We start from the raw sequence: 21,453 nt of genomic DNA, 5'->3' as shown, positions 1-21,453 counted from the left end.
CGGCCTCTTTTATTTCTGCCATCAGCAATGACTGATACATTGCCTATTTAAGATAAATAGAATTCGCTCCATGATTTTTTCTCCTGATTAAGCCTCTCTTAAGCTCTTACTTTTAGCCTTCCTGTTGAGCCTGTTAATTGGTCAGAGGAGGCAGTGTGACCCTTACTTTTATTGCTCCGTCATGGCACAGCGTGTTAGCTCGCAATGCCTTGACGGAATTTGATGCCATGTGGTCGTTGCCCTGTGACTGGGTGGAGGCGCCGAATTATCGTCGTGGAGGCTGGAGTGGCGTGACCCGCCATCAGCTTGATACCGGGCAGTGGGTTTATGTAAAGCGTCAACAGAATCAACGTCGCCGCCTGCCCCAACAGTTTTGGCAGAAGCGCTCTACGTATTTCCACGAATTTTTGGCGTTACAGCGCCTAAAATCTGCGGCTATTCCGGTGGTGGATTGTCTTTATTATGGCGAACGAGCTGATGCTGCAATATTGGTGACTCTAGCGCCACCGGATTATATCGATTTGGCAGTATTCGCTCGCAAGCATAACGCTACGCAACTGACTATCGTTATGATGCGCTTGTTGCGTGTGCTGCGCCGGTTGCACCGTCAGCGCTGGCAGCATGGCGCCTGTTACCCGGCTCATGTGTTGGTACATCCGGTAACGTTGAAGATCATGCTGCTAGATCTTGAGCGCTTCCGTAAGCGCTTGAGTATGGGCGCTGCTGCCCGTTCGGATTTTTCTCAATTGCTGCGTCGCAGCGATTTTCTTACCCCAGCCATTCGAGCTCATTTGCATGAGCTGTATGAGAGTGCTGGACGCCGGAATGCCCCTGTTTTTTCATTACCAAGAGACCCTCGAAATGTCTGATGATGTTGCTGTTATATCCCGTGATCGGGTCAAGATGGATGAACAAGCCGTTCTAAAATATGCCAACAGAAAACCGGGCAAGCATGCTGCTGAAATGGCTCTGGTAGAGCGTTCTATGCCGGAGCTTCCTGCCGGGGCTTGTGTGCTGGATGCTCCTTGCGGTGCGGGACGCCTTAGCCTCTGGATGGCCCAGCAGGGCTGGCAGGTGTCAGCTATAGATATGGGGGCGGCGGCCGTAGATTTTACCCGGCAATTGCTTATCGATAATGGTTTTTCAGTTGAGGTAAAAGAAGGCGATATTTTTTCCATGCCTTGGGAGCGAAGAGCATTCAAATTGGTGGTCTGTTTTCGCTTGATCCATCACTTTTCAGATGCCAGGGTTCGTGAAAAGTTATTGCGGGAACTGGCTCGGGTGAGTGACCAGCACTTATTGATTTCCTATCTGTCTCCTTGGTCGTATACAGGAGTGAAACGCTGGTTAAAATATCGTCTCACCGGCCATAGTAGCCGACAAAATCATACAACTCTCAGGGAGCTAAAATCCATGCTTGAGCCGTTGGGGTTTATTCTGGCAAAGGATGTGGCCCAACGACGCTTATTTCATGCCTTGCACATGGCGTACTTTGTTCGAGTGAATAATCGGTAAGTGGCAGATTTGACGCAAGCGTTCGGTTTTGTGCTAATCGGTATGTTGACTTTCCCATGAGGCTGCACCCAGAGGGTCGGGTACAGCCGTACTTTTCTTTTATGAAGCGATTCTGGAGCTCTCTTTTACGCCGCCTGGTTCGGGCAGGGTGGAGCGCCATTCTTCAATCAGCGCACTGTTGTCGTCATCCCAAGGGTGAAAGCCGGGCTTCAGGTAGGTAAACCAGGCAGGAATGATGCTGCTGATAACGCCTTTATAACCGAAACCTTTCCATAGCCCTTTGGCAAGAGTTAGGGGCTTACGGTGGATCTTGTCGCGTTTGAGCATTTGCCAAGTGAAATAACTAGAAAAGCCAATGAGATAGACTGTGCTGGAAAGGAACAGGCGCTGGCGCTCCAAATAATTACCATTCACCTCTTTGTAAAGGTCGAAGGCTACCGCTTTATGTTCGGTTTCCTCGATGGCATGCCAAACCCACAGGTCGCGTACCGCAGGGTCCATGCTTTCCACCAGATCTGGGCGACGTAGGATGGCGTCGGCAAGAATTGCCGTAAAGTGTTCAAGACCTGCAGTCGCTGCCAATTGCTGGCGTTTACTCATGTGTTGGCGCGCGCCGGCCAATAGTTTGTTGGTAACGTTAAGAGCGTGGTTAACGATGTCGTCATACTTGCCGTTAGCAATCAGGTCATTGAAGGCCTGGTGCTCTAACGAATGCATGGCTTCCTGGCCAATAAACCCGGAAATATCCTTCTGACGATCCTTGTCTTGCACTTGGTCGCGAAGCGCACGAACTGAATCCACGAAGAAGCGCTCGCCGTCCGGGAAGGTCAACGACAGAATATTGAGCAGATGAGTTAGTACCGGATCGTTGTCGAACCAGTAATCATCGTGTTTGATTCCTTCGAAGGAAAATTCCATTCGACGTGGGGTAATGGGAATGGATGGATGTGTTTTCTTTTTTACCAGCGTCAGGTTCATTGAGATCTCCTGGTGCCAATGTCAGTGATGACATGGTCGAGTCTGGAGCCGGGTAGCAGCGTATTCGCTTTGAACAGGCTCATAATGCCAACTACTATGCGGAGTCTTGCATTCAAGGTCTTGTCGCGGAGGGCCAACAAATGGTGAGTTCGGGCCGTCCCTGGGGAGGTGCGGGGGTGCCAGGTATTTATGTGGTGCTGCTGTATGACGTACTAGAGTCCCTGAACCTGGATGCCTCGGCACTGTTGGTAGGGCTTGGGGTGAGCCGTGACGAGTTGCTGGCGGTGGACCGCCGGGTGTCTATGTCACTGGCCCAGACTGTGGCGGAACGTGGCGTTGAAATGGTGGGCGAGCGAGGCTTGGGGTTTCGTTATGCTCGGGCCATGAGTATCACTTTACATGGCCCGGTGGGGCTATTGGCCCTATCCAGCGCCAGCGCCCAGGATGCACTGGATGCAGCGTGCCGTTTTCTAGGGTTACGTGCCCCTTTCCTGGAAATCCACCGGACTCGTCAATCCGGGCAGGCTCATCTTCAATTGCGCAGCACGCGACCGCTAGGCATCGCTCACGATTTTATTATTGAGGCTATGTTGGTGGGGTTGGTCTTTATGATCGAGCAGTTGCTGGAGAGCCTGCCGCAAGGATTGGAGATTCATCGATGCGGGCCTGCGCCGGCCTGGTTAATGGCATTGCGAAAAGAGGTGGGCGTGCCAGTATGCTTTGATCAAGAGGAAAATGCGTTGGTATTTCCTCTGTCGGCGCTGGAAGCTCGCCCTCGATTGGCGGACCCTCAGGTGGCGGCCATTGCTCGGCAGCAATGCGAGATGGAGTTTCGTCAGTGGCGCACCGAAGACGAGGGTGTGATGGCGAGGCGTATTCGCTCAGCCTTGCAAGACCACCCGGCGCCTTTGCCGTCGCTACAGGGGATGGCGGAGCGGCTGGCGGTATCGGCTCGTACGTTGAAGCGTCATTTGCAGCAGGCCGGGTTGAGCTATCGTCAATTGCAGGATGAAGAGCGTTATCAGCAGGCACGCCGTTTGTTGGTTCAATCAGAAAACAGCATTAGTGAAGTGGCATACCGATTGGGATATAACGATGTGGCCAATTTCTCCAAGGCATTTAAGCGTTGGAGTGGGATGACTCCGAGCGCCTATCGAGAGAAGAGGTAGGCGTCAGCCTAAGCTGAAAAGCGAGGGACGATTAGGAAAAAGGGCGTTCCGTGTTTGCGTTTGCTCTGTGCGGGCAGAGCTTATTGCATGTTGCTGCAAGAAAGGGACATAAAAAAGGCCGCGCCCAGATAATGGGTGCGGCCTTTTTCTGCTTACCGCGAAGTTATCTCGCGTTGTCGCTTGAAGCTCACCTTACGCTTTTTCGTAAGCTTCTACAGATTTGATAATCTCGGCCTTGGCGGCTTCGGCGCCATCCCAGCCATCAACCTTCACCCACTTGCCTGCTTCCAGCTCTTTGTAGTGCTCGAAGAAGTGCTTGATCTGGGCCAACAGCAGCTCGGGAAGGTCGTCGATGTCTTTTACGTCGTCGTAGATTTTGGTCAATTTGGTGTGCGGCACTGCAACCAGCTTGGCATCTTTACCGGCTTCGTCGGTCATGTTCAGGATACCTACCGGGCGGCAGCGAATCACGGAACCGGGGACCACTGGGTACGGCGTTACCACCAGCACGTCCAGCGGGTCGCCATCTTCGGACAGGGTATTGGGGATGTAGCCGTAGTTGGCCGGATAGAACATGGGGGTCGCCATGAAGCGGTCTACGAATACGGCGTTGCTGTCTTTGTCGATCTCGTACTTGATCGGGTCAGCATTGGCCGGAATCTCGATGGCCACGTAGATGTCTTCGGGGAGGTCTTTCCCGGCGGGAACCTTAGCAAAATCCATGGTCTGTCCTTCTCAACAGGGTGGGTGGTGGGCGCGGATTATAGCAATGGCAGCGGACGACGGCTAATCGGGGACAGTCGAACTTGCCTATGGAATAGAAATATCCTTATTCCATAGGCAGTCGGAGGTGTGGTGATGGGCAAATCGGTGCTTATTGGGCGGACTCCCAGCCCGGATAATTCCCTTGCAGCAGCTTCACGTTCTTGAAGCCGGCATTTTCCAGTACGGTGGCAGCGGCGCTGGCCCGGCGGCCAGATTGGCAATACAGCACGATGTCTTCTTTGCGATACTGCTCCATCATGTCCAGGTGATGTTCCATCTGTTTGGCGGGGACCATGATGGCGCCGGGAATATGCCCGGCCAGATATTCGTCTTCATCGCGCACATCAATAATGATGGGCGCGTTGCCGTCTTGCATCCTTTGCTTGAGTTCGCTCACGGAGAGGCTGTCAGCCGCCCATAGCGAAGCACAAAGTGTGTTCAACACGGCAAAAATTGAAATGATTAGATAACGCTTCATGATTGCGGCTCCTTTCGATTTTTCCATGCTTACCTATGCTCCCAACGTTTTTCTGCGTCGTGCCGGCCCCTGCTAACGAACGGCAGGGGTGATTATAAAGAACACTTTTGGATGCACCTAGGCAAGGATTTCGTTCACGGTTCCCCGTTTTTCTTTTTGGCGTCGTTAGCGTTGTCTACGGCAATAGATTGGGAGCCGGGTATGGATAATCGTTAAGAGTGAAGAGCGAATCTGTTTCGAGGGCGCCAAAGAGAATCAGTATCAGTAACTGGAGTAAAAGCACTTGAGGTGAATATTTATTCTTAACAAAGAAATAAAAGTAATAATATATAATGATAAATTTTTTGCGTATTTAAAGGTAGGTGAAATGGGATAAGCTTTTTCCCCAAAAAAAATTGTAAAATTGCGCATTTATAGACGTATTGATAATTGTCCCTGACATTTTTATTGAGCATTGTTCCATATGAAGAAAATAACGCGTGTTTTTCAAAGGGAACAGACTATGACATTGAATCGTCTCATTTTGCCGGCCGTTATTGCGGCACTTGCCACCGGTTGTGCCAGCAACCAAACTATTCAGGAAACACGAGAATATCAAACGCTGCAAAGTCAGCAGCAGCAACTGGAACAGGAAAATCAGCAGCTACGAGCCGCGTTGAGCTCCAATGATCAGCAGCCGGCCTCTACAGATTCTTCCAGCTCTGGCGCCCAGCTGCTGCCGCCTAATGCCCTGCCGGGACATTGTTATGCACGGGTTGTGATTCCGGAAACCTACAAAACGGAAATGCAGCGTGTAATGGTGTCTCAGGAAGACAGCAAGATTTCCACCACCCCCGCACGCTATGAAACCGTGCAAGAGAAGATCCTGGTCAGCGAAGCCTATGAGAAGCTGAAAGTCATTCCGGCTACCTACAAGACCGTGACTGAGGAAGTGTTGGTTAAAGGTGCGACTACCAAGCTGATCACTAAACCGGCGGAATATAAAACGGTTACCGAGCAAGTACTGGTCAAGCCAGCCTACACGACCTGGAAAAAAGGCCGTGGCCCTATCGAGAAACTCGATCATTCCACCGGTGAAATTATGTGTTTGGTGGAAGTGCCGGCGGAATACAAAACCATTAGCCGTAAGGAACTGGTAAAACCTGAGCGCACTGAAGAAGTTAAAATTCCTGCCGTGTACAAGACGGTCACTAAGAAAGTGGTCGATAAGCCTGCCCGGACTGAAAAAGTCACTGTGCCAGCTGTCTATAGCACGGTTGAGGTGGTCAAGCAGGTAGAGCCGCCTAAAGAGAAGAAAACAGTGATCCCCGCCGTTTACAAAGACGTGCCTAAGCAGGTCAAAGTGACGGATGCGGATATGGAATGGCGTGAAATTCTCTGTGAAACCAATACCACTCAGGATGTTGTCCGCCGCCTCCAAAAAGCGCTGGCCGCGAAAGGTTACGACCCGGTTTGGATTGATGGCGTATACGGCTCCAAGACCCGAGCGGCTGTGATCGCTTACCAGAAGGATAACGATTTGGCTTCTGGTCAGCTGACCATGCAGACCCTGGATCACTTAGGTGTGAAACTGTAACGCTTTTTTTTAGTATTTAATCAAGGCCGGCTTTTGTCGGCCTTTTTTTATGGTTTTCGTGGAGCGAAGTGCTGTCGAATTCTCGCTTCTTTAATGATCCTACAATGCGTACATATTGTTCCGATTCCCATTTGGTTGTTCTTCCCTGAGTATGCAAGAGAGGGAGCAAAGCCGGTCTGCTAACGAGCGGCTGACACATCGATAAGAAAAGGTTCATCGCGGATCAGCGTGAAAATACCGGTTGTGCCTGATTGAGGGCAGCGTTGCTGGATGCCAGATGTCTGAGACTGGATGTTAAACCGACGAATCGCTGAAAGATGCCCAATAACGCTGATCTGCTGTGGGAAGTGATGCTCGCACCACGAATAGCGTCGGTGAGTTACAGGCTACTTCGCGATGCAAGCACCGCTTTCCCCTCTGTTGCTCGAGCGTTTTTCAGAGGCTCCCTAGCAGCAAATCACCCGTGAATTTTCGGCAATGTATTAACGCCTTTGGTTTTTTTTTTTCTTTGACGGTTAGTATTGTCTGACTGTGTGAGGGGGCGTGCGGTGAAATGACACAGCGTGTGCACCGGTGACATTTGCGCTGTAATCGTCACAATATCGCTATTGTTGGGGTGATCTGCGCCCCTATGTTTATTGGTATCCAGGAGCCTGCCACCATGAGTGTCCATGAAATTCGCCATCCGTTGGTCCAACACAAGCTGGGGCTGTTGCGCCAGAAGAGCTTGAGCACCCGTAGTTTTCGCCAGTTGACCTCTGAGGTGGGCAGCCTGTTGACCTACGAAGCCACTAGCGACTTGGTGCTGGAGGATTATCAGGTGGATACCTGGATGGGCAAGGCGCCAGCCCAGCGCATCCGGGGTAAAAAAATCACTGTGGTGCCTATTCTCCGGGCCGGATTGGGTATGCTGGATGGAGTGCTGGGATTGATCCCCAGCGCTAAAGTGAGTGTGGTGGGGGTGTATCGGGATGAGACCACTCTGCAGCCGGTGGCCTATTTTGAGAAGCTGGCCCACGATATCGACGAGCGCACGGCGCTAGTTATCGACCCCATGCTAGCCACCGGGGGCTCCATGCTGGCTTGCATCGACATGCTAAAAAAAGCCGGTTGCACCCAGATTCGAGCTTTGGTGCTGGTGGCGGCGCCGGAAGGTATCCGTAAAGTCCAAGAAGCACACCCTGATGTGTCTCTTTACACTGCTTCGGTGGATCAGGGTTTGAATGAGGACGGTTACATTATGCCGGGCCTGGGGGATGCCGGGGACAAGATTTTCGGCACCAAGTAGCCGCGTGATGATTGCTAACAGGAGCTCCTTATGAGCCAGACCGGCGGATTCTGGAACTGGAAAACCATTCTTATTGGTGCCCAGATGCTGTTTGTGGCTTTTGGTGCGATGGTGTTAATGCCGTTGCTCACAGGGCTGGACCCCAGCGTGGCGCTATTTACCGCGGGCTTGGGCACGCTGCTGTTTCAATGGATTACTCGGCGCTCTATTCCTGTCTTTCTCGCGTCCTCTTTTGTATTTGTGGCACCCATTTCCCATGCTGTGAAACAGTGGGGGGTGCCAGCCACGATGGGGGCGCTGTTCTGCACTGCCGTGGTTTACGTGATTCTCGGAGTGTTAGTGAAATGGCGGGGCCCGGGGTTTCTGCACCGGCTGATGCCGCCGGTAGTCACCGGCCCCATCATTATGGTGATTGGGCTGAGCTTGGCACCTACTGCGGTGAACTTTGCCATGGGCATGTCCGGTAATGGTGAGATGCAGATGTTTGCGTATGGGGATGCGCTGCTCGTTTCCATGGTTTCCTTGTTGGTCACTATGTTGGTGGCGGCGCTGGGGCATGGTTTGTTCCGGCTATTACCCATTCTGTGCGGAGTAGTTTCGGGCTATCTGACGGCCCTGGCCATGGGCATGGTGGATTTTTCCGGGGTGAATCAAGCGGGCTGGTTATCGGTGCCGACCTTTATTGCTCCCACCTTTTATTGGCCCGCCATCCTGTTCATGATGCCGGTGGCACTGGCGCCGGCCATTGAGCATGTAGGAGATGTGCTGGCGATCAGTAACGTGACCGGCAAAGACTATATTCGTAAGCCTGGGCTGCATCGCACGCTCACAGGCGATGGTGTGGCCAGCATGGTGGCGGCCTTGTTCGGTGGCCCACCTAATACCACTTATTCGGAAGTTACCGGTGCGGTGATGTTGACCCGGGTGTTTAATCCGGTGGTAATGACCTGGACGGCGATCTTCGCCATCTTATTGGCCTTTATTGGCAAGTTTGGGTTGTTACTACAGAGTATCCCCACCCCAGTGATGGGCGGAATTTTGATTCTTATGTTCGGCTCCATTGCGAGTGTGGGCATGAATACCTTGATCAAGGCGCAGGTGGATCTTCATGCGCAACGTAATCTGGTCATTGTGGCGGTAACCTTGATTTTCGGCATTGGCGGCATGGTCATGGGCAACGGCGACTTCACCCTGCAGGGTATTAGCCTATGCGGGTTGGTGGCGGTGCTCCTGAATCAGGTGCTTCCCCATGCCCCCTTCATGGCCGATGATCTTCATGAAGAGCAGGAGTATGTTGATGACTTATTGGCGCACGTGCGTAAAAAAGAGCGCGATGAGCGCACATGATTCTGTTTTTATGAGGCGGTTGATCTGATGGTTGAATCGTCGAAATTAAAAGAATAGTTGTTCTGGGAAACGGTCAGGGCTGAATGGCCATTGGCCGTTAGTGAAAAGCAAAAGCCTCGCATTGCGAGGCTTTTGCTTTTTATCAAGATGCTAGTGTTTTAGACCTCAAAAGCATCGTTTAACTTTTTCTCGACTGGGGCTAGTTTTAGTTTGGCAAATTGCGGCAGCCCGTTTTTGTAGGGAGGGTAGGATTCACCACCAATCAAAGGCTCTAGGTAGGCTCGGGCCGCGGGGGTAATGCCGAAACCATCTTTGCTAATGTATTTACGCGGCATTTTCTTTTCTACATTGGCCACTTTCTTTAGCGGCGCTTCGCCGATGGTCCAGCTGTATTTTTTTGTGTCCTTGCGAACCACGGTGGGCATGACTGCGTTTTTACCCGCCACGGCGAACTCAACGGCGGCGCGGCCCACTGCGTAGGCTTGCTCCACGTCAGTGGCTGATGCTATGTGGCGTGCGGCACGCTGTAAGTAATCGCTTACAGCCCAGTGGTATTTGTAGCCGAGTTCGTCTTTCACCATCTGAGCGATGACCGGAGCCACACCGCCTAGCTGTTTGTGGCCAAAGGCGTCAGTGTTACCCGCGTCGGCCAAGAACGTGCCGTCTTCATAGCGAGCCCCTTCGGACACCACAATGACGCAATAGCCCGCTTTCTTGACGGTGGCTTCCACCTTTTTCATGAAGGCCGCTTTGTCGAAGGCAATTTCCGGGAACAAGATTAGGTGCGGAGCGTCATCGGCATCCTCTTTGGCGAGCCCGGCGGAGGCGGCGATCCAGCCAGCGTGACGGCCCATGACTTCCATCACGAACACCTTGGTGGAGGTGGCGCACATGCTGGCCACGTCCAGGGCGGCCTCACGGCAGCTCACAGCGGTGTACTTGGCGACGGAACCGAAACCAGGGCTCACGTCGGTGAAGGGCAGGTCGTTGTCCACGGTTTTGGGCACGTGGATAGCCTGGATCGGGTAGCCCATTTTCTCGGAAAGCTGTGATACTTTTAGGCAGGTGTCGGCGGAATCACCACCACCGTTATAGAAGAAGTAGCCGATGTTGTGAGCCTTGAAGACTTCGATTAGACGTTCGTATTCGCGTTGGGAGGTCTTGAGGTCTTTCAGCTTATAGCGGCAAGAACCGAAGGCCCCGCCGGGGGTGTGCTTGAGCGCTTCAATGGCGCTTTTGCTTTCTTTGCTTGTATCGATCAGCTCTTCAGTGAGTGCGCCGATGATGCCATTCCGGCCGGCGTAGACTTTGCCGATCACATCCTTGTTTTCTCGTGCTGCTTCAATAACGCCGGCAGCAGAAGCATTGATGACGGCAGTAACACCGCCGGACTGAGCATAGAAAGCGTTTTTACGCGCCATGTGAGACCCCTTGATTCAATTTGTGAGCATTCTAGCGAAGGCGTCCAAAAAACACACCTGTGGTTGTCGGACCATATCGTGTCAAGGTTCAAGGTGTGCATGGGCTGGTGTTGTTGTGGGTGGGCGGATGAAACTGACAAGAGGGGCTGTGCGGCGGCCTTGATCGAATGGCGAAGATGTTTTTTTATGTTGCAACGTTGAGCTTGAAGCTTGTTCCTGCTTGCCTTTCCCTCCTGCTCTGAAAGAATAGCGGGCCGGAGGATCCATGACTGTATTGATAACCTTGTTCTGGCGGCTGGCTATATTTCGTGCCAGCCCTGAAAACGTCCCGTATTCCTCGTCGTTAATGGCGCTGGTGCTGGCAGGCTGGTTTATGCTGCAGCTGTTAGTGGGTAGCCTGCAGACGGCATTACCCCTTGGTGTCTTGGTGAGCAGCCAATTGCTATCGCTGGTGGTGGTGTTGGCGGGTACAGGTTTGCTGCTGGCGTTTAAAGGGCTGCAGGGGCGTTGGTTGCAGACGGCTTTGTCGCTGGTAGGTGTAGATGTGGTGTTGACCCTGCTGAGCCTGCCGTTGTTGGCCCTTAACGCCTCTATGGCTCAGTCACTGAGTGCCATTGAGCTACTTTATTTAGTGCTAGTGAGTTGGCAGTTGGCGGCGCAAAGTTTCATCTACCACCGTGCCTTGAATGTGGGGCCCTTCCTTGGGCTGGGGGTTGCCATGACCTTGCTGGTGGCCAGTTATGCGGGTGTGGTTCTGTTACTGCCTGAGGTGGTGACTGGCGCTCAATGAATCTGGGTAAGGTATTGAATAACCATGGCTGCTGCGGCAGTCCGGTTTTCAACTCCCAGTTTGCGGAAGATCTGTTCCAGATGTTTGTTCACTGTCCGTGGGCTTAACTCAAGAATCTGGGCAATTTCTCGGTTGGTTTTACCGTGTGCAATCCACACTAGTACCTGGGACTCGCGGTGGGTTACATGCAGCGCAGTTTTCAGCAACTCCAGCTCTGCATCGCTGTCGTGGTGTAGCAGCCGGAACAAGTGCTCGCTATTTTCCTCACCGCTCACTGAATGGCCCAGATAACGTAGCCCTAGGTTACCGGGCAGTTTATTGAGTTGCTGGCCCCGCTCCGGTTGATGTTTGAGCCAGCGTTGTATTGGGTCTGCAAGCGCACTGCGTTCCACCTTGGCTTTTTCCAGTAGCTGGTCGGTGTGTGGGGTTGCCCAGTGCCATTGGCCTGCCGCATCGGTGGAAAAGCTGGTTTGGCCAAGTCGGTCTAGGGTGGTGTGGGCGCTTTGCGTCATGCGAGCATTGTTTAAATGTACGCGGATGCGAGCGATCAGTTCGTTAGGCCGCACTGGTTTGGTGATGTAGTCTACGCCACCGGCTTCCAGGCCCCGGACCACATCTTCACTTTCGGTTAGTCCGGTCATGAAAATTACTGGAACGCAGGCTAGATTTGGATGCTGTTTCAGGCGGCGGCAAGTTTCGAAGCCATCTAAGTTGGGCATGATCGCATCCATCAAGATCAAATCTGGTGTCATTTTTTCGGCAATATTCAGTGCTTGCTGGCCTTCCAGTGCGATAAGAGCAGTGAGTCCGGCTTGATCCAACGCTTGATGAATCATGCCGAGAGAATCTGGGGAGTCGTCCACCACCAGTATCAGATCTTTACGTTGTGCGGCTGTCATGGGGCTGCCTCTAATAATCGGATCACGGCCTGAAAATCAAATATTTTAAGTAAAGTGTGCATTTTTTCCGCTATATCAGAACCCAGATTTCCCTTTTCTCGCTCCTGTATTATCCGATCCAGTAGACCCGTTAAGTGACCGATCTCTGCCAGAGCAAGAAGTTCATCACGCAGGGTGCTATTTAGAGCGCGCACTGGTTCGGCTTGCTGCACAACGGTGATGTGCTTTGGTGAAGTATTGTGTGGATGCAACCAAGTCAGTGATAGGTGGCGGGCTAGGCTGTCTAGTAGGCTATTGAGTTTTAGTGGTTTGGTCAGGTAATCGTTATGCAAGCCGTCGGGGATGGCTGGGTCGTTTTCACGAGCATTGGCAGAAAGCATGATTACCGGGCCACGGTAACCTTGCTGACGAATATGTTGAACGGTTTCCCAGCCGGTGAGGCCTGGCATAGAAATGTCTAGTAGTACTAGGTCTGGGGTAGTATGCCGGGCCAGTTGCAAGCCTGTTTCTCCATCCGGAGCTTCATTGATAATAAATCCCAAAGGGGTAAGCAGATCACTGATTAGGCCCCGGTGTGAGGGGTCATCATCGATGATCAACAGGCTTTTACGCTCGCCAATATAGCCGGCCACGGGTTTGCGTTCATGGCGGGTGGGGGCCGGGCCACTCAATCTGGATAGCATTACCGAAAGACGAAATTCACTTCCTTGGCCGGGGATGCTGCTTACTTGTATATCGCCCCCCATGATGTCGGCTAACAACTGGGTAATGGTGAGCCCTAGCCCGGTGCCATGAACACTGGGAGTTCCCGGTTTTCTTACCCGCTCGAACGGTCGGAAGATGCGCTTCAGGTCTTCTTCATCAATGCCGACGCCGGTATCGGCAATAACGAACTCGGCCACTTGATTGCGGTAACGAAAGGTCAGTGTGACTTGGCCTTCACGGGTAAACTTGATGGCGTTGGAGAGCAGGTTGATCAGAATCTGTCGTAACCGTTTCTCATCCGTAGTGACCCAGGTGGGCATCTGGCTTTTACTGCGAAATTCGAAGCCAATGCCTTTTTCCGCGGCCTGTAACTGAAACATGGTGACCAGTTCATCGATGAGTTCCGGTACGCATACCTGATTGCGGTACAGCTCCAGCCGGCCCGCTTCGATTTTGGATATCTCCAGCAGCCCTTCAATCAGGTCGGATAGATGCTCTGTACTGCGGCGAATGGCACCAATGGCATCGCGCCGGTTTTCCGGGATGGTTGGATCCTGCTCCAGCAGTTGGGCGTAGCCAAAAGCGGCATTCAGAGGGGAGCGTAGTTCGTGGCTGAGCCCTGTGAGGTAGCGGCTTTTTGCTTGATTGGCGGATTCGGCCAGTTCCTTGGCTTGCTGTAATGCCAGATCAGTTTTTTCGTGAGCTTTAATTTCTTCCATCAACATGCGGGTTTGGCGCCGGCTTTCTTCTTGGGCAACAACCCTACTTTCGTGGGCAAGCACAAACAACCAAGCCACCACGCCGCTGATAATGATGAGTATGGCGAACACTTTGGTCAAGGTGTCAGCCATCAGTTCTTTTACCGTAGGGTCGGCAATGGGGATTTGATAATAAATCAAAGCCAGCAGTCCACTCATAATCAAGGCCACGATGATCAGCAGGCCGAGAAAATGCCCCATCCGTGACCGCATGTGATTAATCAGTGTTTGTGGAAGCAGCCCGCCCATCCAGTCAATCAATTGTTCGGAGAAACGAGCGTTGTGTTTGCAGCTGTCGTTGCAGCGTGCATCCAAAGAACAGCATAAGGAACATATCGGGCCGTTGTAGGCGGGGCAGAAGGCCATGTCCTCCCTGTCGAAATGATGCTCGCAAATACAACAAGCAAGGCCTTCCAACTCACGGCTGGGGCTGGGCGCGCGGGCGATGTAGTAACGGCTGCGGGTAAGTAGGGCAATTAATGGGGCACTGATAAAGGTGCTGAACAGGGCGATAAAGGAGGCCAGAGCTCGGGCTGTTTCGCCCCACAGGCCGGCGCGAGCACTAAGGCCGATGGCCGTGGCGATCATCATAGAGCCGAACCCTACGGGGTTCAGGTCATAAAGATGGGCACGTTTAAATTCGATGTGTTTTGGGCTGAGTCCCAGCGGTTTATTGATCACTAAGTCGGCCACTAAAGCGCCCATCCAAGCCACCGCGACCACTGCGTAGCTGCCGAGGATGGATTCAAAAGCCCGGTAAATACCGATTTCCATCAATACCAAGGCAATCACAACATTGAAGACTAGCCATACAACCCGCCCAGGGTGGCTATGGGTCAGCCGGGAGAAAAAGTTGGACCAGGCAATCGAGCCGGCATAGGCGTTGGTTACGTTGATTTTTAACTGCGAGAGAATAACGAAGATCCCGGCCAGTGCCAGTAGCATGGTGGGGTTTTGGGTGACATGACTGAATGCCACCAGGTACATATGCATTGGTTCCTGAGCTTGCTCCAGGGCGAGCCCAGAATAAAAAGCCAGTACCGCCAAAAAGGAGCCGGCTAAGGCTTTCAGCGCGCCGATCACTACCCAACCAGGCCCACCGGCGAGCATGGCTGCCCACCAGCGTAGCCGTTTGCCTTTTTCCGGTTCAGGCATGAAACGCAGAAAATCTACTTGCTCGCCAATTTGTGCAACCAGTGAAAACAGCACGGTGGCGCCGGCGCCAAACATGATCAGGTTGAAGCTACCGCCATCGTTATTAAGTCCTTCGAAGCTGGCCCAGCGCGGCAGTGATTCTGGGTCTTGCATGAGGATAAACCCGAATGGAAGTAGCTGCAGGAATACCCATATGGGCTGTGTCCATAACTGAAAACGGGTCAGGGTGGTGATGCCATGAATGACTAATGGAATGGCGATTAGTGAGCTGAGTAAATACCCAATAGTTGGAGGGATATCGAACAGTATTTCCAGCGCCATGGCCATGATAGCCGCTTCCAAGGCGAAGAAAATAAAGGTGAATGACGCGTATATCAGGGAGGTGATGGTTGAGCCTAGGTAGCCAAAGCCCGCTCCCCGAGTAAGCAGGTCGATATCCACCCCGTAACGAGCGGCGTAATAACTGACGGGCAAACCGAGAAGGAAGATGGTGAGCATGACCGCACAGATGGCCGCCACTGCGTTAGTGAAGCCGTAATTTAAGGTGATCGCTCCACCAATGGCTTCCAGGGCAAGGAAAGTGATAGCACCGATAGCTGTGCCGGCGACTCGACCGGCAGACCAGCGACGGGCTCCCTTGCCCGTGAAACGCAATGAGAAATCCTCCAACGTTTGGTTGCCAACCCACTGATTGTAACTGCGTCGCACACGGAATATGCGTTGCTCGATTGCCATAACGTTTCCGTTGTCGGCAGCAGGATGTCCATTTCGCGGATGCCGGAATAAGTGCTGGGGCGGTGTCAGTTGCTCCATGATGATGCAGGCAGCAATGCACAAAACGTGCCCGTTCGTGTACGCGCATTACTTTATGGCCCATCGCAGGTGCGGGGTATGCGTTAAATGACGTACGGCGATGGCGTAATCACCGAATGGGCCCCAGGGGGGCAGATTTTCATACTCGTTAGCGAGGGAAACGAGGTGCTTCCCATGAATTCGCTGATGAGGGGTAAACCATGAAATTGAGCAAAACCCGTTCTTCCAGTCACCGGCCGTCCTCGACGCGCCGGCATCTTCTGGGAGGGCTGATGGCGCTACCTGCGTTGTTCGCCCTTTCTAATACGGTACTGGCTGCCGACGTGAACACCACTGGCCTAGCGGTGACTGACGACACAGTAAAGGTCGGTATTCTGCATTCGGTTACCGGCACTATGGCAATCAGTGAGACAGGCTCAGTGCAGGCTGAGAAGTTGGCGATTGAACAGATCAATGCTTCAGGGGGGGTGCTGGGACGTCAGATCGAGTATATCCAGGAAGATGGCGCCAGTGACTGGCCCACCTTCGCTGAAAAATCTCGTAAATTGCTGGTGAACGATAATGTGGCTGCGGTTTTTGGTTGCTGGACATCCGCTTCCCGTAAAGCAGTGCTGCCAGTATTTGAGCAGTATAACGGCATGCTTTATTACCCCACGTTCTATGAGGGGCTGGAAAAATCTCCAAACGTAATCTATACCGGCCAGGAAGCGACTCAGCAAATTCTCGCCAGTATTGACTGGTTGGCTGAAGAGAAAGGTGCCAAGACGTTCTACTTGCTGGGCTCCGATTACATTTGGCCGCGTACCTCTAACAAGATTGCCCGTAAGCACATTGATAAGCTGGGCTTGAAAGTAGTGGGTGAAGAGTACTACCCGCTTGGTCATACCCAGTTCAACTCGGTAATTAACAAGATCAAGTTAAAGAAACCGGATGTGATTTTTGCCTCTGTGGTAGGTGGTTCCAACGTGGCTTTCTATAAGCAGATGAAAGCGGCGGGTATCGATCTGACCAAAGAGAGTCCGTTGCTACTGACCATCTCCGTCACCGAGGATGAAATTCTGGGTATCGGTGGTGAAAACGTGGAAGGCGCTTACGCTTCCATGAAGTATTTCCAAAGCTTGGGTAACGACAATAACCAAGACTTTGTAAAAGCGTTCAAGAAGCGTTGGGGTGAAGACATCGTTATCGGTGACGTGACCCAGGCGGCTTATCTTGGCCCATGGTTGTGGAAAGCGGCGGTAGAGAAAGCGGGCTCTTTCGATATCGACAAAGTGCGCGAAGCTTCTCCGGGTATTGAGTTGACCACTGCACCAGAAGGCTATGTGCGTATCCACGAAAACCATCACTTGTGGTCCAAGGCCCGTATCGGCCAGGCACAGAAAGATGGTCAGTACAAAGTGATTTACGAAACCGAAGAACTGATGGAGCCTGACCCGTTCCCTAAAGGCTATCAGTGAGGTGTAACCCCGGCGCCCTGAATATCGGGCGCCGGATCTTTCAAGATCATTCTTTTTCTTGCCGAATTTCCCTCTTTAATTTTCGGGAGTACCTGCCATGTTCGCTGACTACACCATGACGGAGCTGACTTCTATCTTCGCCATGCAAGGGTTTGCCGGCCTGTCGCTATTTTCCATCTTTGTACTGATGGCGCTGGGGCTGGCCATTATTTTTGGGCAAATGGGCGTGATCAACATGGCCCATGGTGAATTCATGATTCTGGGCGCCTACACCACATACTTGACTGCCCAGTTGTTCGAAAACTATCTGCCAGGGTTATACGAGGGGTATTTTTTTGTAGCCATGATATTGGCCTTTTTTGTCACCGCCGCGCTTGGGGCGCTGGTGGAATGGCTAATGATACGTCACCTCTACCATCGTCCGCTGGATACGCTACTGGCGACCTGGGGTCTGAGTCTTATTCTTCAGCAGACTTACCGCAGTGTTTTTGGTGCACGGGAAGTGGGTGTGAGTCTGCCGGACTGGATGATGGGGTCAATTGCGGTTACCGATTTGGTGGAAATTCCTATCAACGGGATCTTCGTGATGGTGTTGGCGCTGGTGATTGCTTTTGGCGTTTATCTGTTGATGTTCCGCTCTGGTTGGGGTCGACAGGTTCGTGCGGTGGTACAGAACCGGCCCATGTCTGAAGCTGTCGGTATCGATAGCAGTAAAGTTGATCGCGTCACCTTTGCGCTAGGGTGTGGTATTGCCGGTGTGGCGGGCAGTGCGTTCACCATGATTGGTTCTACCGGTCCCACCTCCGGGCAATTGTATATTGTCGATACCTTCCTGGTCGTGGTTTTTGGCGGTGCGCAAAGTCTGCTTGGCACTATCGCCTCTGCATTCACCATTTCCCAGGCCCAGTCCACGATGGAATTTTTCCTGAGTGGTTCAATGGCTAAAGTGCTCACGCTGCTGGTTGTGGTCGGCATTCTGATGTTGCGTCCGCAAGGTTTGTTTGCACTCAAGGTTCGTCGCTAGGAGATCGCCATGAAATCAACGTCGTTCTTTCAATGGTTAGGATCCCGCGAGGGAATCTACCATCTGCTGTTGGCGCTGCTGCTGGTGGTGGTGTTCCCACTGGCGTTGGATGCCTTTCGTCTTAATATGGTTGGCAAGTATCTAACCTATGCGTTTGCCGCGCTAGGTCTGGTTCTTTGCTGGGGCCGCAGTGGTATTTTGAGTCTTGGGCAGGGGATTTTTTTCGGCCTTGGCGGCTACTGCATGGCGATGTTCTTGAAGTTGGAAGCGTCCAGTCCAGAAAATACATCCATTCAGTCTACCCCGGGTATTCCTGATTTCATGGACTGGAACCAGCTCACCGCACTGCCCTGGTTTTGGGAACCCTTCCACAGCTTTTCCTTTACTTTGATTGCGGTGGTTGCCGTGCCGGCGATTCTTGCCCTTATCATTGGCGTAGCCATGTTCAAACGCCGAGTAGGTGGCGTGTATTTTGCCATCATTACTCAGGCGATTGCCGCCATCCTGACGATCCTGATCATTGGTCAGCAGGGTTTCACAGGGGGGGTGAATGGTATTACCGATCTGCGCACCTTGATGGGGTGGGATATCCGTAGTGACGAAGCCAAAACGGCGTTGTACTTCGTGTGTGTAGGCATGTTGTTCCTGTGCCTGATGATTGGTCGCTGGGTCATGCATAGCAAGCTGGGGCGTATTCTGCTTGCCATGCGCGACCAGGAAGATCGGGTACGTTTTTCCGGTTACGACGTTGCTTCTTTCAAGATATTTGTGTTCTGCCTAGCCGCTATGTTTGCCGGTGTGGGTGGGGCCATGTTTACCCTGCAGGTAGGTTTCATGTCGCCAACATTTGTGGGGATTGTACCCTCCATTGAAATGGTGGTGCTGTGTGCCGTGGGCGGCCGGAATTCTCTGCTGGGCGCGGTGTATGGCGCGTTAATTGTGAATGCCGCTAAAACGGGCTTCTCAGAATCCTTCCCTGAACTGTGGCTGTATGCAATGGGTGCTCTATTCATTGGTGTAGTGCTGGCCTTCCCTGATGGCTTGGCTGGACTTTATAACCGTTATATTCAGCCGCTAGAAAATAAGTTGCCCTCGCTGCTGCGTCGCCGTCGCGCTGATGCTGAAAATCTGCCTGTGGAGGAAGTGAAATGATGCCGACTAATAATGATTTCATTCTTGCGGTAGAAGGTTTGACTGTTTCTTTCGATGGGTTCAAGGCGGTTAACGATATGTCGCTGTACCTGGAACCACAGGAGATTCGTGTGATTATCGGCCCCAATGGGGCCGGTAAAACCACGGTACTAGATCTGATCTGCGGTAAAACCCGGGCAACGGAAGGATCGATAAAGTTCAAGGGGAAAGAGCTGAGCAAAATGAGCGAGCACAAGATTGTGCGTGCTGGTGTTGGCCGAAAATTTCAAAACCCCTCTATTTATGAAGACCTAAGCGTTTTCGAAAATTTAGAAGTGTCATTTCCACGTGGGCGTTCTGTAATGGGGGCCTTGGCATTCAAGCGTGATGCTGAAGTTATCAATGCGGTGGAAGAAGTGGCCAGAACTATCTTTCTCGAAGATCTTCTCGATCAACCCGCCGCCTTGCTTAGTCATGGTCAAAAGCAGTGGTTAGAAATCGGTATGTTGCTTATCCAGAAACCGGATCTATTGATGTTAGATGAACCGGTTGCTGGCATGTCAGTAGCAGAACGAAAAAAAACGGCTGAACTTCTTCGGGTTATTACCAAAAACCATACGGTACTAGTCATCGAACATGACATGCAGTTTGTTGGTGATATTGCTGACCGCGTTACGGTAATGCATCAGGGCAAGGTGCTCTCGGAAGGGTCGCTAGAGAAGGTTAAAGCGGACCCAAAGGTCATCGAAGTTTACCTGGGTCACTGAGTTGAAGGTCGCCGCGAGTTATTCACGGTGCCGACTCTGATAGGGAGTGCTAGTTATGTTGAGAGTATCAAATTACGACGTAGCCTACGGGCAGAGCACCATTATTCGCAATATGAACCTCAAAGTTGAGGAAAACGAAATTGTTGCAGTAGTGGGCCGTAATGGCATGGGTAAAACCACCCTGATGAAATCTCTGATCGGTATGGAAAAAGCCCGCGCTGGCATAACCGAGCTGGACGGAGTGGATCTGTCGGCCATGAAAAGCTGTCAGCGAGTAAAGGCCGGTCTGGGGTTTGTTCCTCAGGGACGTATGATTTTTCCGTCGTTGACTGTGAAAGAGAATATCGAAACCGGCTTGGCCGCGGTGGGGGAAAAGAAAGTCCCCAAAGATTTATACGAACTGTTTCCCGTTCTAGAAGAAATGCAGAGCCGTCGAGGCGGAAACTTATCCGGCGGTCAACAGCAACAGTTGGCAATTGCCCGTGCACTGGCCACACGGCCCAAGGTGTTGTTGCTGGATGAGCCCACTGAGGGGATTCAACCCTCCATCATCAAGGATATGGCCCGTACGTTGAAGCGTATCCGCGATGAGCGCGGGCTATCCATTGTGGTGTCTGAGCAAGTGTTGAGCTTTGTCATGGATGTGGCTGATCGAATTTTAGTCATCGAGAAAGGCGAAATCGTACATGAAGAAAGCGGTGAGAGCATGAATCAGGAAAAAATAGCGGCATATCTTGCGGTGTGATGTGCCTGTTTGCCGATGAATTTTAAGCAGTAAAGGAGAGAGTAATGCGACACGGCGATATTTCCAGCAGTAACGATACCGTGGGTGTTGCGGTAGTGAATTACAAAATGCCGCGCCTGCATAGCAAAGCTGAAGTGTTAGATAATGCCCGTAACATTGCGGAAATGATTAAGGGCATGAAAAAGGGACTGCCGGGGATGGATTTGGTGGTTTTTCCGGAATACAGCACTATGGGCATTATGTATGACCCGGATGAAATGATGGCCACAGCGGCTACCATTCCCGGTGATGAGACCGCTATTTTCTCCGCTGCCTGTCGTGAAGCTAATACCTGGGGTGTGTTTTCGCTGACGGGCGAACAACATGAAGAGCACCCTGCGAAAGCCCCTTATAACACGCTGGTGTTAATCAATAATGAAGGGGAAATTGTTCAGAAATACCGTAAGTGTATTCCGTGGTGTCCTATTGAGGGTTGGTATCCTGGTGATACGACCTATGTAACGGAAGGTCCCAAGGGAATGAAGATCAGCCTCATCATTTGTGATGACGGTAACTACCCGGAAATCTGGCGTGATTGTGCCATGAAAGGTGCTGAGTTGATTGTTCGTTGCCAGGGCTATATGTATCCGGCGAAGGAGCAGCAGGTGATGATGGCCAAGTCCATGGCCTGGG

Annotated in this window: 19 protein-coding genes (1 of these 19 only partly in view); 13 read left to right on the top strand and 6 right to left on the bottom strand. The window is 52.1% G+C overall.

Annotation, left to right across the window (positions count from 1 at the left end; translation table 11 throughout):
* The first annotated feature begins 155 nt into the window (after positions 1-155).
* Entirely contained in the window at positions 156-869 is a 714-nt protein-coding gene (locus ABO_RS10285; RefSeq protein ID WP_050731514.1) for a lipopolysaccharide kinase InaA family protein, read from the top strand.
* Positions 862-1,515, top strand: coding sequence for a class I SAM-dependent methyltransferase (locus ABO_RS10280; protein ID WP_041705022.1), 654 nt, complete (start codon positions 862-864; stop codon positions 1,513-1,515). The genes ABO_RS10285 and ABO_RS10280 overlap by 8 nt, the downstream gene beginning before the upstream one ends.
* Positions 1,516-1,614: 99 nt before the next feature.
* On the opposite strand, the gene ABO_RS10275 is transcribed toward ABO_RS10280, so the two are convergent.
* Positions 1,615-2,493 carry a metal-dependent hydrolase gene (locus ABO_RS10275; RefSeq protein ID WP_011589275.1) on the bottom strand — a complete coding sequence of 293 codons (879 nt, stop codon included), beginning with the start codon at positions 2,491-2,493 and terminating at the stop codon, positions 1,615-1,617.
* Positions 2,494-2,633: 140 nt separating this feature from the next.
* Here ABO_RS10275 and ABO_RS10270 point away from each other — a divergent pair, with 140 nt between their 5' ends.
* Positions 2,634-3,662, top strand: coding sequence for a helix-turn-helix domain-containing protein (locus tag ABO_RS10270; protein WP_011589274.1), 1,029 nt, complete (start codon positions 2,634-2,636; stop codon positions 3,660-3,662).
* A gap of 192 nt (positions 3,663-3,854) precedes the next feature.
* Here the strand turns inward: ABO_RS10270 and ppa are convergent, their stop codons facing one another.
* Both ppa and ABO_RS10260 read right to left on the bottom strand, forming a co-directional pair.
* Entirely contained in the window at positions 3,855-4,385 is a 531-nt protein-coding gene (gene ppa / locus ABO_RS10265) for an inorganic diphosphatase (protein WP_011589273.1), read from the bottom strand.
* A gap of 151 nt (positions 4,386-4,536) precedes the next feature.
* Positions 4,537-4,905 carry a rhodanese-like domain-containing protein gene (locus tag ABO_RS10260; protein WP_011589272.1) on the bottom strand — a complete coding sequence of 123 codons (369 nt, stop codon included), beginning with the start codon at positions 4,903-4,905 and terminating at the stop codon, positions 4,537-4,539.
* A 502-nt stretch (positions 4,906-5,407) separates the two neighbouring features.
* Between ABO_RS10260 and ABO_RS10255 the strand changes: the two genes are divergently transcribed.
* From ABO_RS10255 to ABO_RS10245, 3 genes are all read left to right on the top strand, one after another.
* Positions 5,408-6,481, top strand: coding sequence for a peptidoglycan-binding domain-containing protein (locus ABO_RS10255; RefSeq protein WP_011589271.1), 1,074 nt, complete (start codon positions 5,408-5,410; stop codon positions 6,479-6,481).
* Positions 6,482-7,142: 661 nt separating this feature from the next.
* Positions 7,143-7,769 carry a uracil phosphoribosyltransferase gene (gene upp, locus ABO_RS10250; RefSeq protein ID WP_041705504.1) on the top strand — a complete coding sequence of 209 codons (627 nt, stop codon included), beginning with the start codon at positions 7,143-7,145 and terminating at the stop codon, positions 7,767-7,769.
* Between the two features lie 30 nt (positions 7,770-7,799).
* Complete coding sequence (locus ABO_RS10245; protein ID WP_011589269.1) at positions 7,800-9,116, top strand: uracil-xanthine permease family protein; 1,317 nt, start codon at positions 7,800-7,802, stop codon at positions 9,114-9,116.
* Between the two features lie 158 nt (positions 9,117-9,274).
* On the opposite strand, the gene ABO_RS10240 is transcribed toward ABO_RS10245, so the two are convergent.
* A complete protein-coding gene (locus ABO_RS10240; RefSeq protein ID WP_011589268.1) occupies positions 9,275-10,537 on the bottom strand; it encodes a 6-phosphofructokinase in 1,263 nt (420 codons plus the stop codon).
* 265 nt (positions 10,538-10,802) lie between these two features.
* Between ABO_RS10240 and ABO_RS10235 the strand changes: the two genes are divergently transcribed.
* Positions 10,803-11,327 (top strand): hypothetical protein, encoded by a 525-nt coding sequence (locus tag ABO_RS10235; protein WP_011589267.1) that lies wholly within the window; start codon positions 10,803-10,805, stop codon positions 11,325-11,327.
* Here ABO_RS10235 and ABO_RS10230 read toward each other — a convergent pair.
* Both ABO_RS10230 and ABO_RS10225 read right to left on the bottom strand, forming a co-directional pair.
* On the bottom strand, positions 11,321-12,226 hold the full coding sequence (locus ABO_RS10230; protein WP_011589266.1) for a response regulator transcription factor: 906 nt from the start codon (positions 12,224-12,226) through the stop codon (positions 11,321-11,323). The genes ABO_RS10235 and ABO_RS10230 overlap by 7 nt on opposite strands.
* Positions 12,223-15,579, bottom strand: coding sequence for a hybrid sensor histidine kinase/response regulator (locus tag ABO_RS10225; protein ID WP_041705018.1), 3,357 nt, complete (start codon positions 15,577-15,579; stop codon positions 12,223-12,225). Before ABO_RS10225 ends, ABO_RS10230 begins: the two co-directional genes overlap by 4 nt.
* 278 nt (positions 15,580-15,857) lie before the next feature.
* Between ABO_RS10225 and urtA the strand changes: the two genes are divergently transcribed.
* The 6 genes from urtA to ABO_RS10195 form a co-directional block, all read left to right on the top strand.
* Entirely contained in the window at positions 15,858-17,114 is a 1,257-nt protein-coding gene (urtA, locus tag ABO_RS10220) for an urea ABC transporter substrate-binding protein (RefSeq protein WP_011589264.1), read from the top strand.
* Between the two features lie 97 nt (positions 17,115-17,211).
* The gene (urtB, locus tag ABO_RS10215) at positions 17,212-18,138 is read left to right on the top strand and encodes an urea ABC transporter permease subunit UrtB (RefSeq protein WP_011589263.1); all 927 of its coding nucleotides are present in this window, start codon (positions 17,212-17,214) and stop codon (positions 18,136-18,138) included.
* A gap of 9 nt (positions 18,139-18,147) precedes the next feature.
* A complete protein-coding gene (gene urtC, locus ABO_RS10210; protein WP_011589262.1) occupies positions 18,148-19,290 on the top strand; it encodes an urea ABC transporter permease subunit UrtC in 1,143 nt (380 codons plus the stop codon).
* Positions 19,287-20,036, top strand: a complete 750-nt coding sequence (urtD, locus tag ABO_RS10205) for an urea ABC transporter ATP-binding protein UrtD (protein ID WP_011589261.1) — start codon at positions 19,287-19,289, stop codon at positions 20,034-20,036. The genes urtC and urtD overlap by 4 nt, the downstream gene beginning before the upstream one ends.
* 55 nt (positions 20,037-20,091) lie before the next feature.
* The gene (gene urtE, locus ABO_RS10200; protein WP_035459102.1) at positions 20,092-20,781 is read left to right on the top strand and encodes an urea ABC transporter ATP-binding subunit UrtE; all 690 of its coding nucleotides are present in this window, start codon (positions 20,092-20,094) and stop codon (positions 20,779-20,781) included.
* Positions 20,782-20,825: 44 nt separating this feature from the next.
* A protein-coding gene (locus ABO_RS10195) for an aliphatic amidase (protein WP_011589259.1) crosses the window boundary here: on the top strand, positions 20,826-21,453 show its 5' portion. 419 nt of this gene lie beyond the right edge of the window; only the first 628 of its 1,047 coding nucleotides appear in the window; it begins with the start codon at positions 20,826-20,828; its stop codon lies off the right edge, out of view.

Source organism: Alcanivorax borkumensis SK2 (genome assembly GCF_000009365.1).
GTDB classification, from domain to species: domain Bacteria; phylum Pseudomonadota; class Gammaproteobacteria; order Pseudomonadales; family Alcanivoracaceae; genus Alcanivorax; species Alcanivorax borkumensis.
The sequence above is the reverse complement of the archived record's forward strand: the minus strand, read 5'-3'. Positions and strand labels throughout refer to the sequence as shown.

Bases quoted from the DNA above. Each gene is read 5' to 3' on its own strand.
- upp (WP_041705504.1), top strand. From the start codon at position 7,143: ATGAGTGTCCATGAAATTCGCCATCCGTTGGTCCAACACAAGCTGGGG.
- ABO_RS10260 (WP_011589272.1), bottom strand. From the start codon at position 4,905: ATGAAGCGTTATCTAATCATTTCAATTTTTGCCGTGTTGAACACACTT.
- urtA (WP_011589264.1), top strand. From the start codon at position 15,858: ATGAAATTGAGCAAAACCCGTTCTTCCAGTCACCGGCCGTCCTCGACG.
- urtE (WP_035459102.1), top strand. From the start codon at position 20,092: ATGTTGAGAGTATCAAATTACGACGTAGCCTACGGGCAGAGCACCATT.
- ABO_RS10235 (WP_011589267.1), top strand. From the start codon at position 10,803: ATGACTGTATTGATAACCTTGTTCTGGCGGCTGGCTATATTTCGTGCC.
- ABO_RS10240 (WP_011589268.1), bottom strand. From the start codon at position 10,537: ATGGCGCGTAAAAACGCTTTCTATGCTCAGTCCGGCGGTGTTACTGCC.
- ABO_RS10270 (WP_011589274.1), top strand. From the start codon at position 2,634: ATGGTGAGTTCGGGCCGTCCCTGGGGAGGTGCGGGGGTGCCAGGTATT.
- ABO_RS10225 (WP_041705018.1), bottom strand. From the start codon at position 15,579: ATGGCAATCGAGCAACGCATATTCCGTGTGCGACGCAGTTACAATCAG.
- ABO_RS10255 (WP_011589271.1), top strand. From the start codon at position 5,408: ATGACATTGAATCGTCTCATTTTGCCGGCCGTTATTGCGGCACTTGCC.
- urtB (WP_011589263.1), top strand. From the start codon at position 17,212: ATGTTCGCTGACTACACCATGACGGAGCTGACTTCTATCTTCGCCATG.
- ppa (WP_011589273.1), bottom strand. From the start codon at position 4,385: ATGGATTTTGCTAAGGTTCCCGCCGGGAAAGACCTCCCCGAAGACATC.
- urtC (WP_011589262.1), top strand. From the start codon at position 18,148: ATGAAATCAACGTCGTTCTTTCAATGGTTAGGATCCCGCGAGGGAATC.
- ABO_RS10230 (WP_011589266.1), bottom strand. From the start codon at position 12,226: ATGACAGCCGCACAACGTAAAGATCTGATACTGGTGGTGGACGACTCC.
- ABO_RS10275 (WP_011589275.1), bottom strand. From the start codon at position 2,493: ATGAACCTGACGCTGGTAAAAAAGAAAACACATCCATCCATTCCCATT.
- ABO_RS10245 (WP_011589269.1), top strand. From the start codon at position 7,800: ATGAGCCAGACCGGCGGATTCTGGAACTGGAAAACCATTCTTATTGGT.
- urtD (WP_011589261.1), top strand. From the start codon at position 19,287: ATGATGCCGACTAATAATGATTTCATTCTTGCGGTAGAAGGTTTGACT.
- ABO_RS10280 (WP_041705022.1), top strand. From the start codon at position 862: ATGTCTGATGATGTTGCTGTTATATCCCGTGATCGGGTCAAGATGGAT.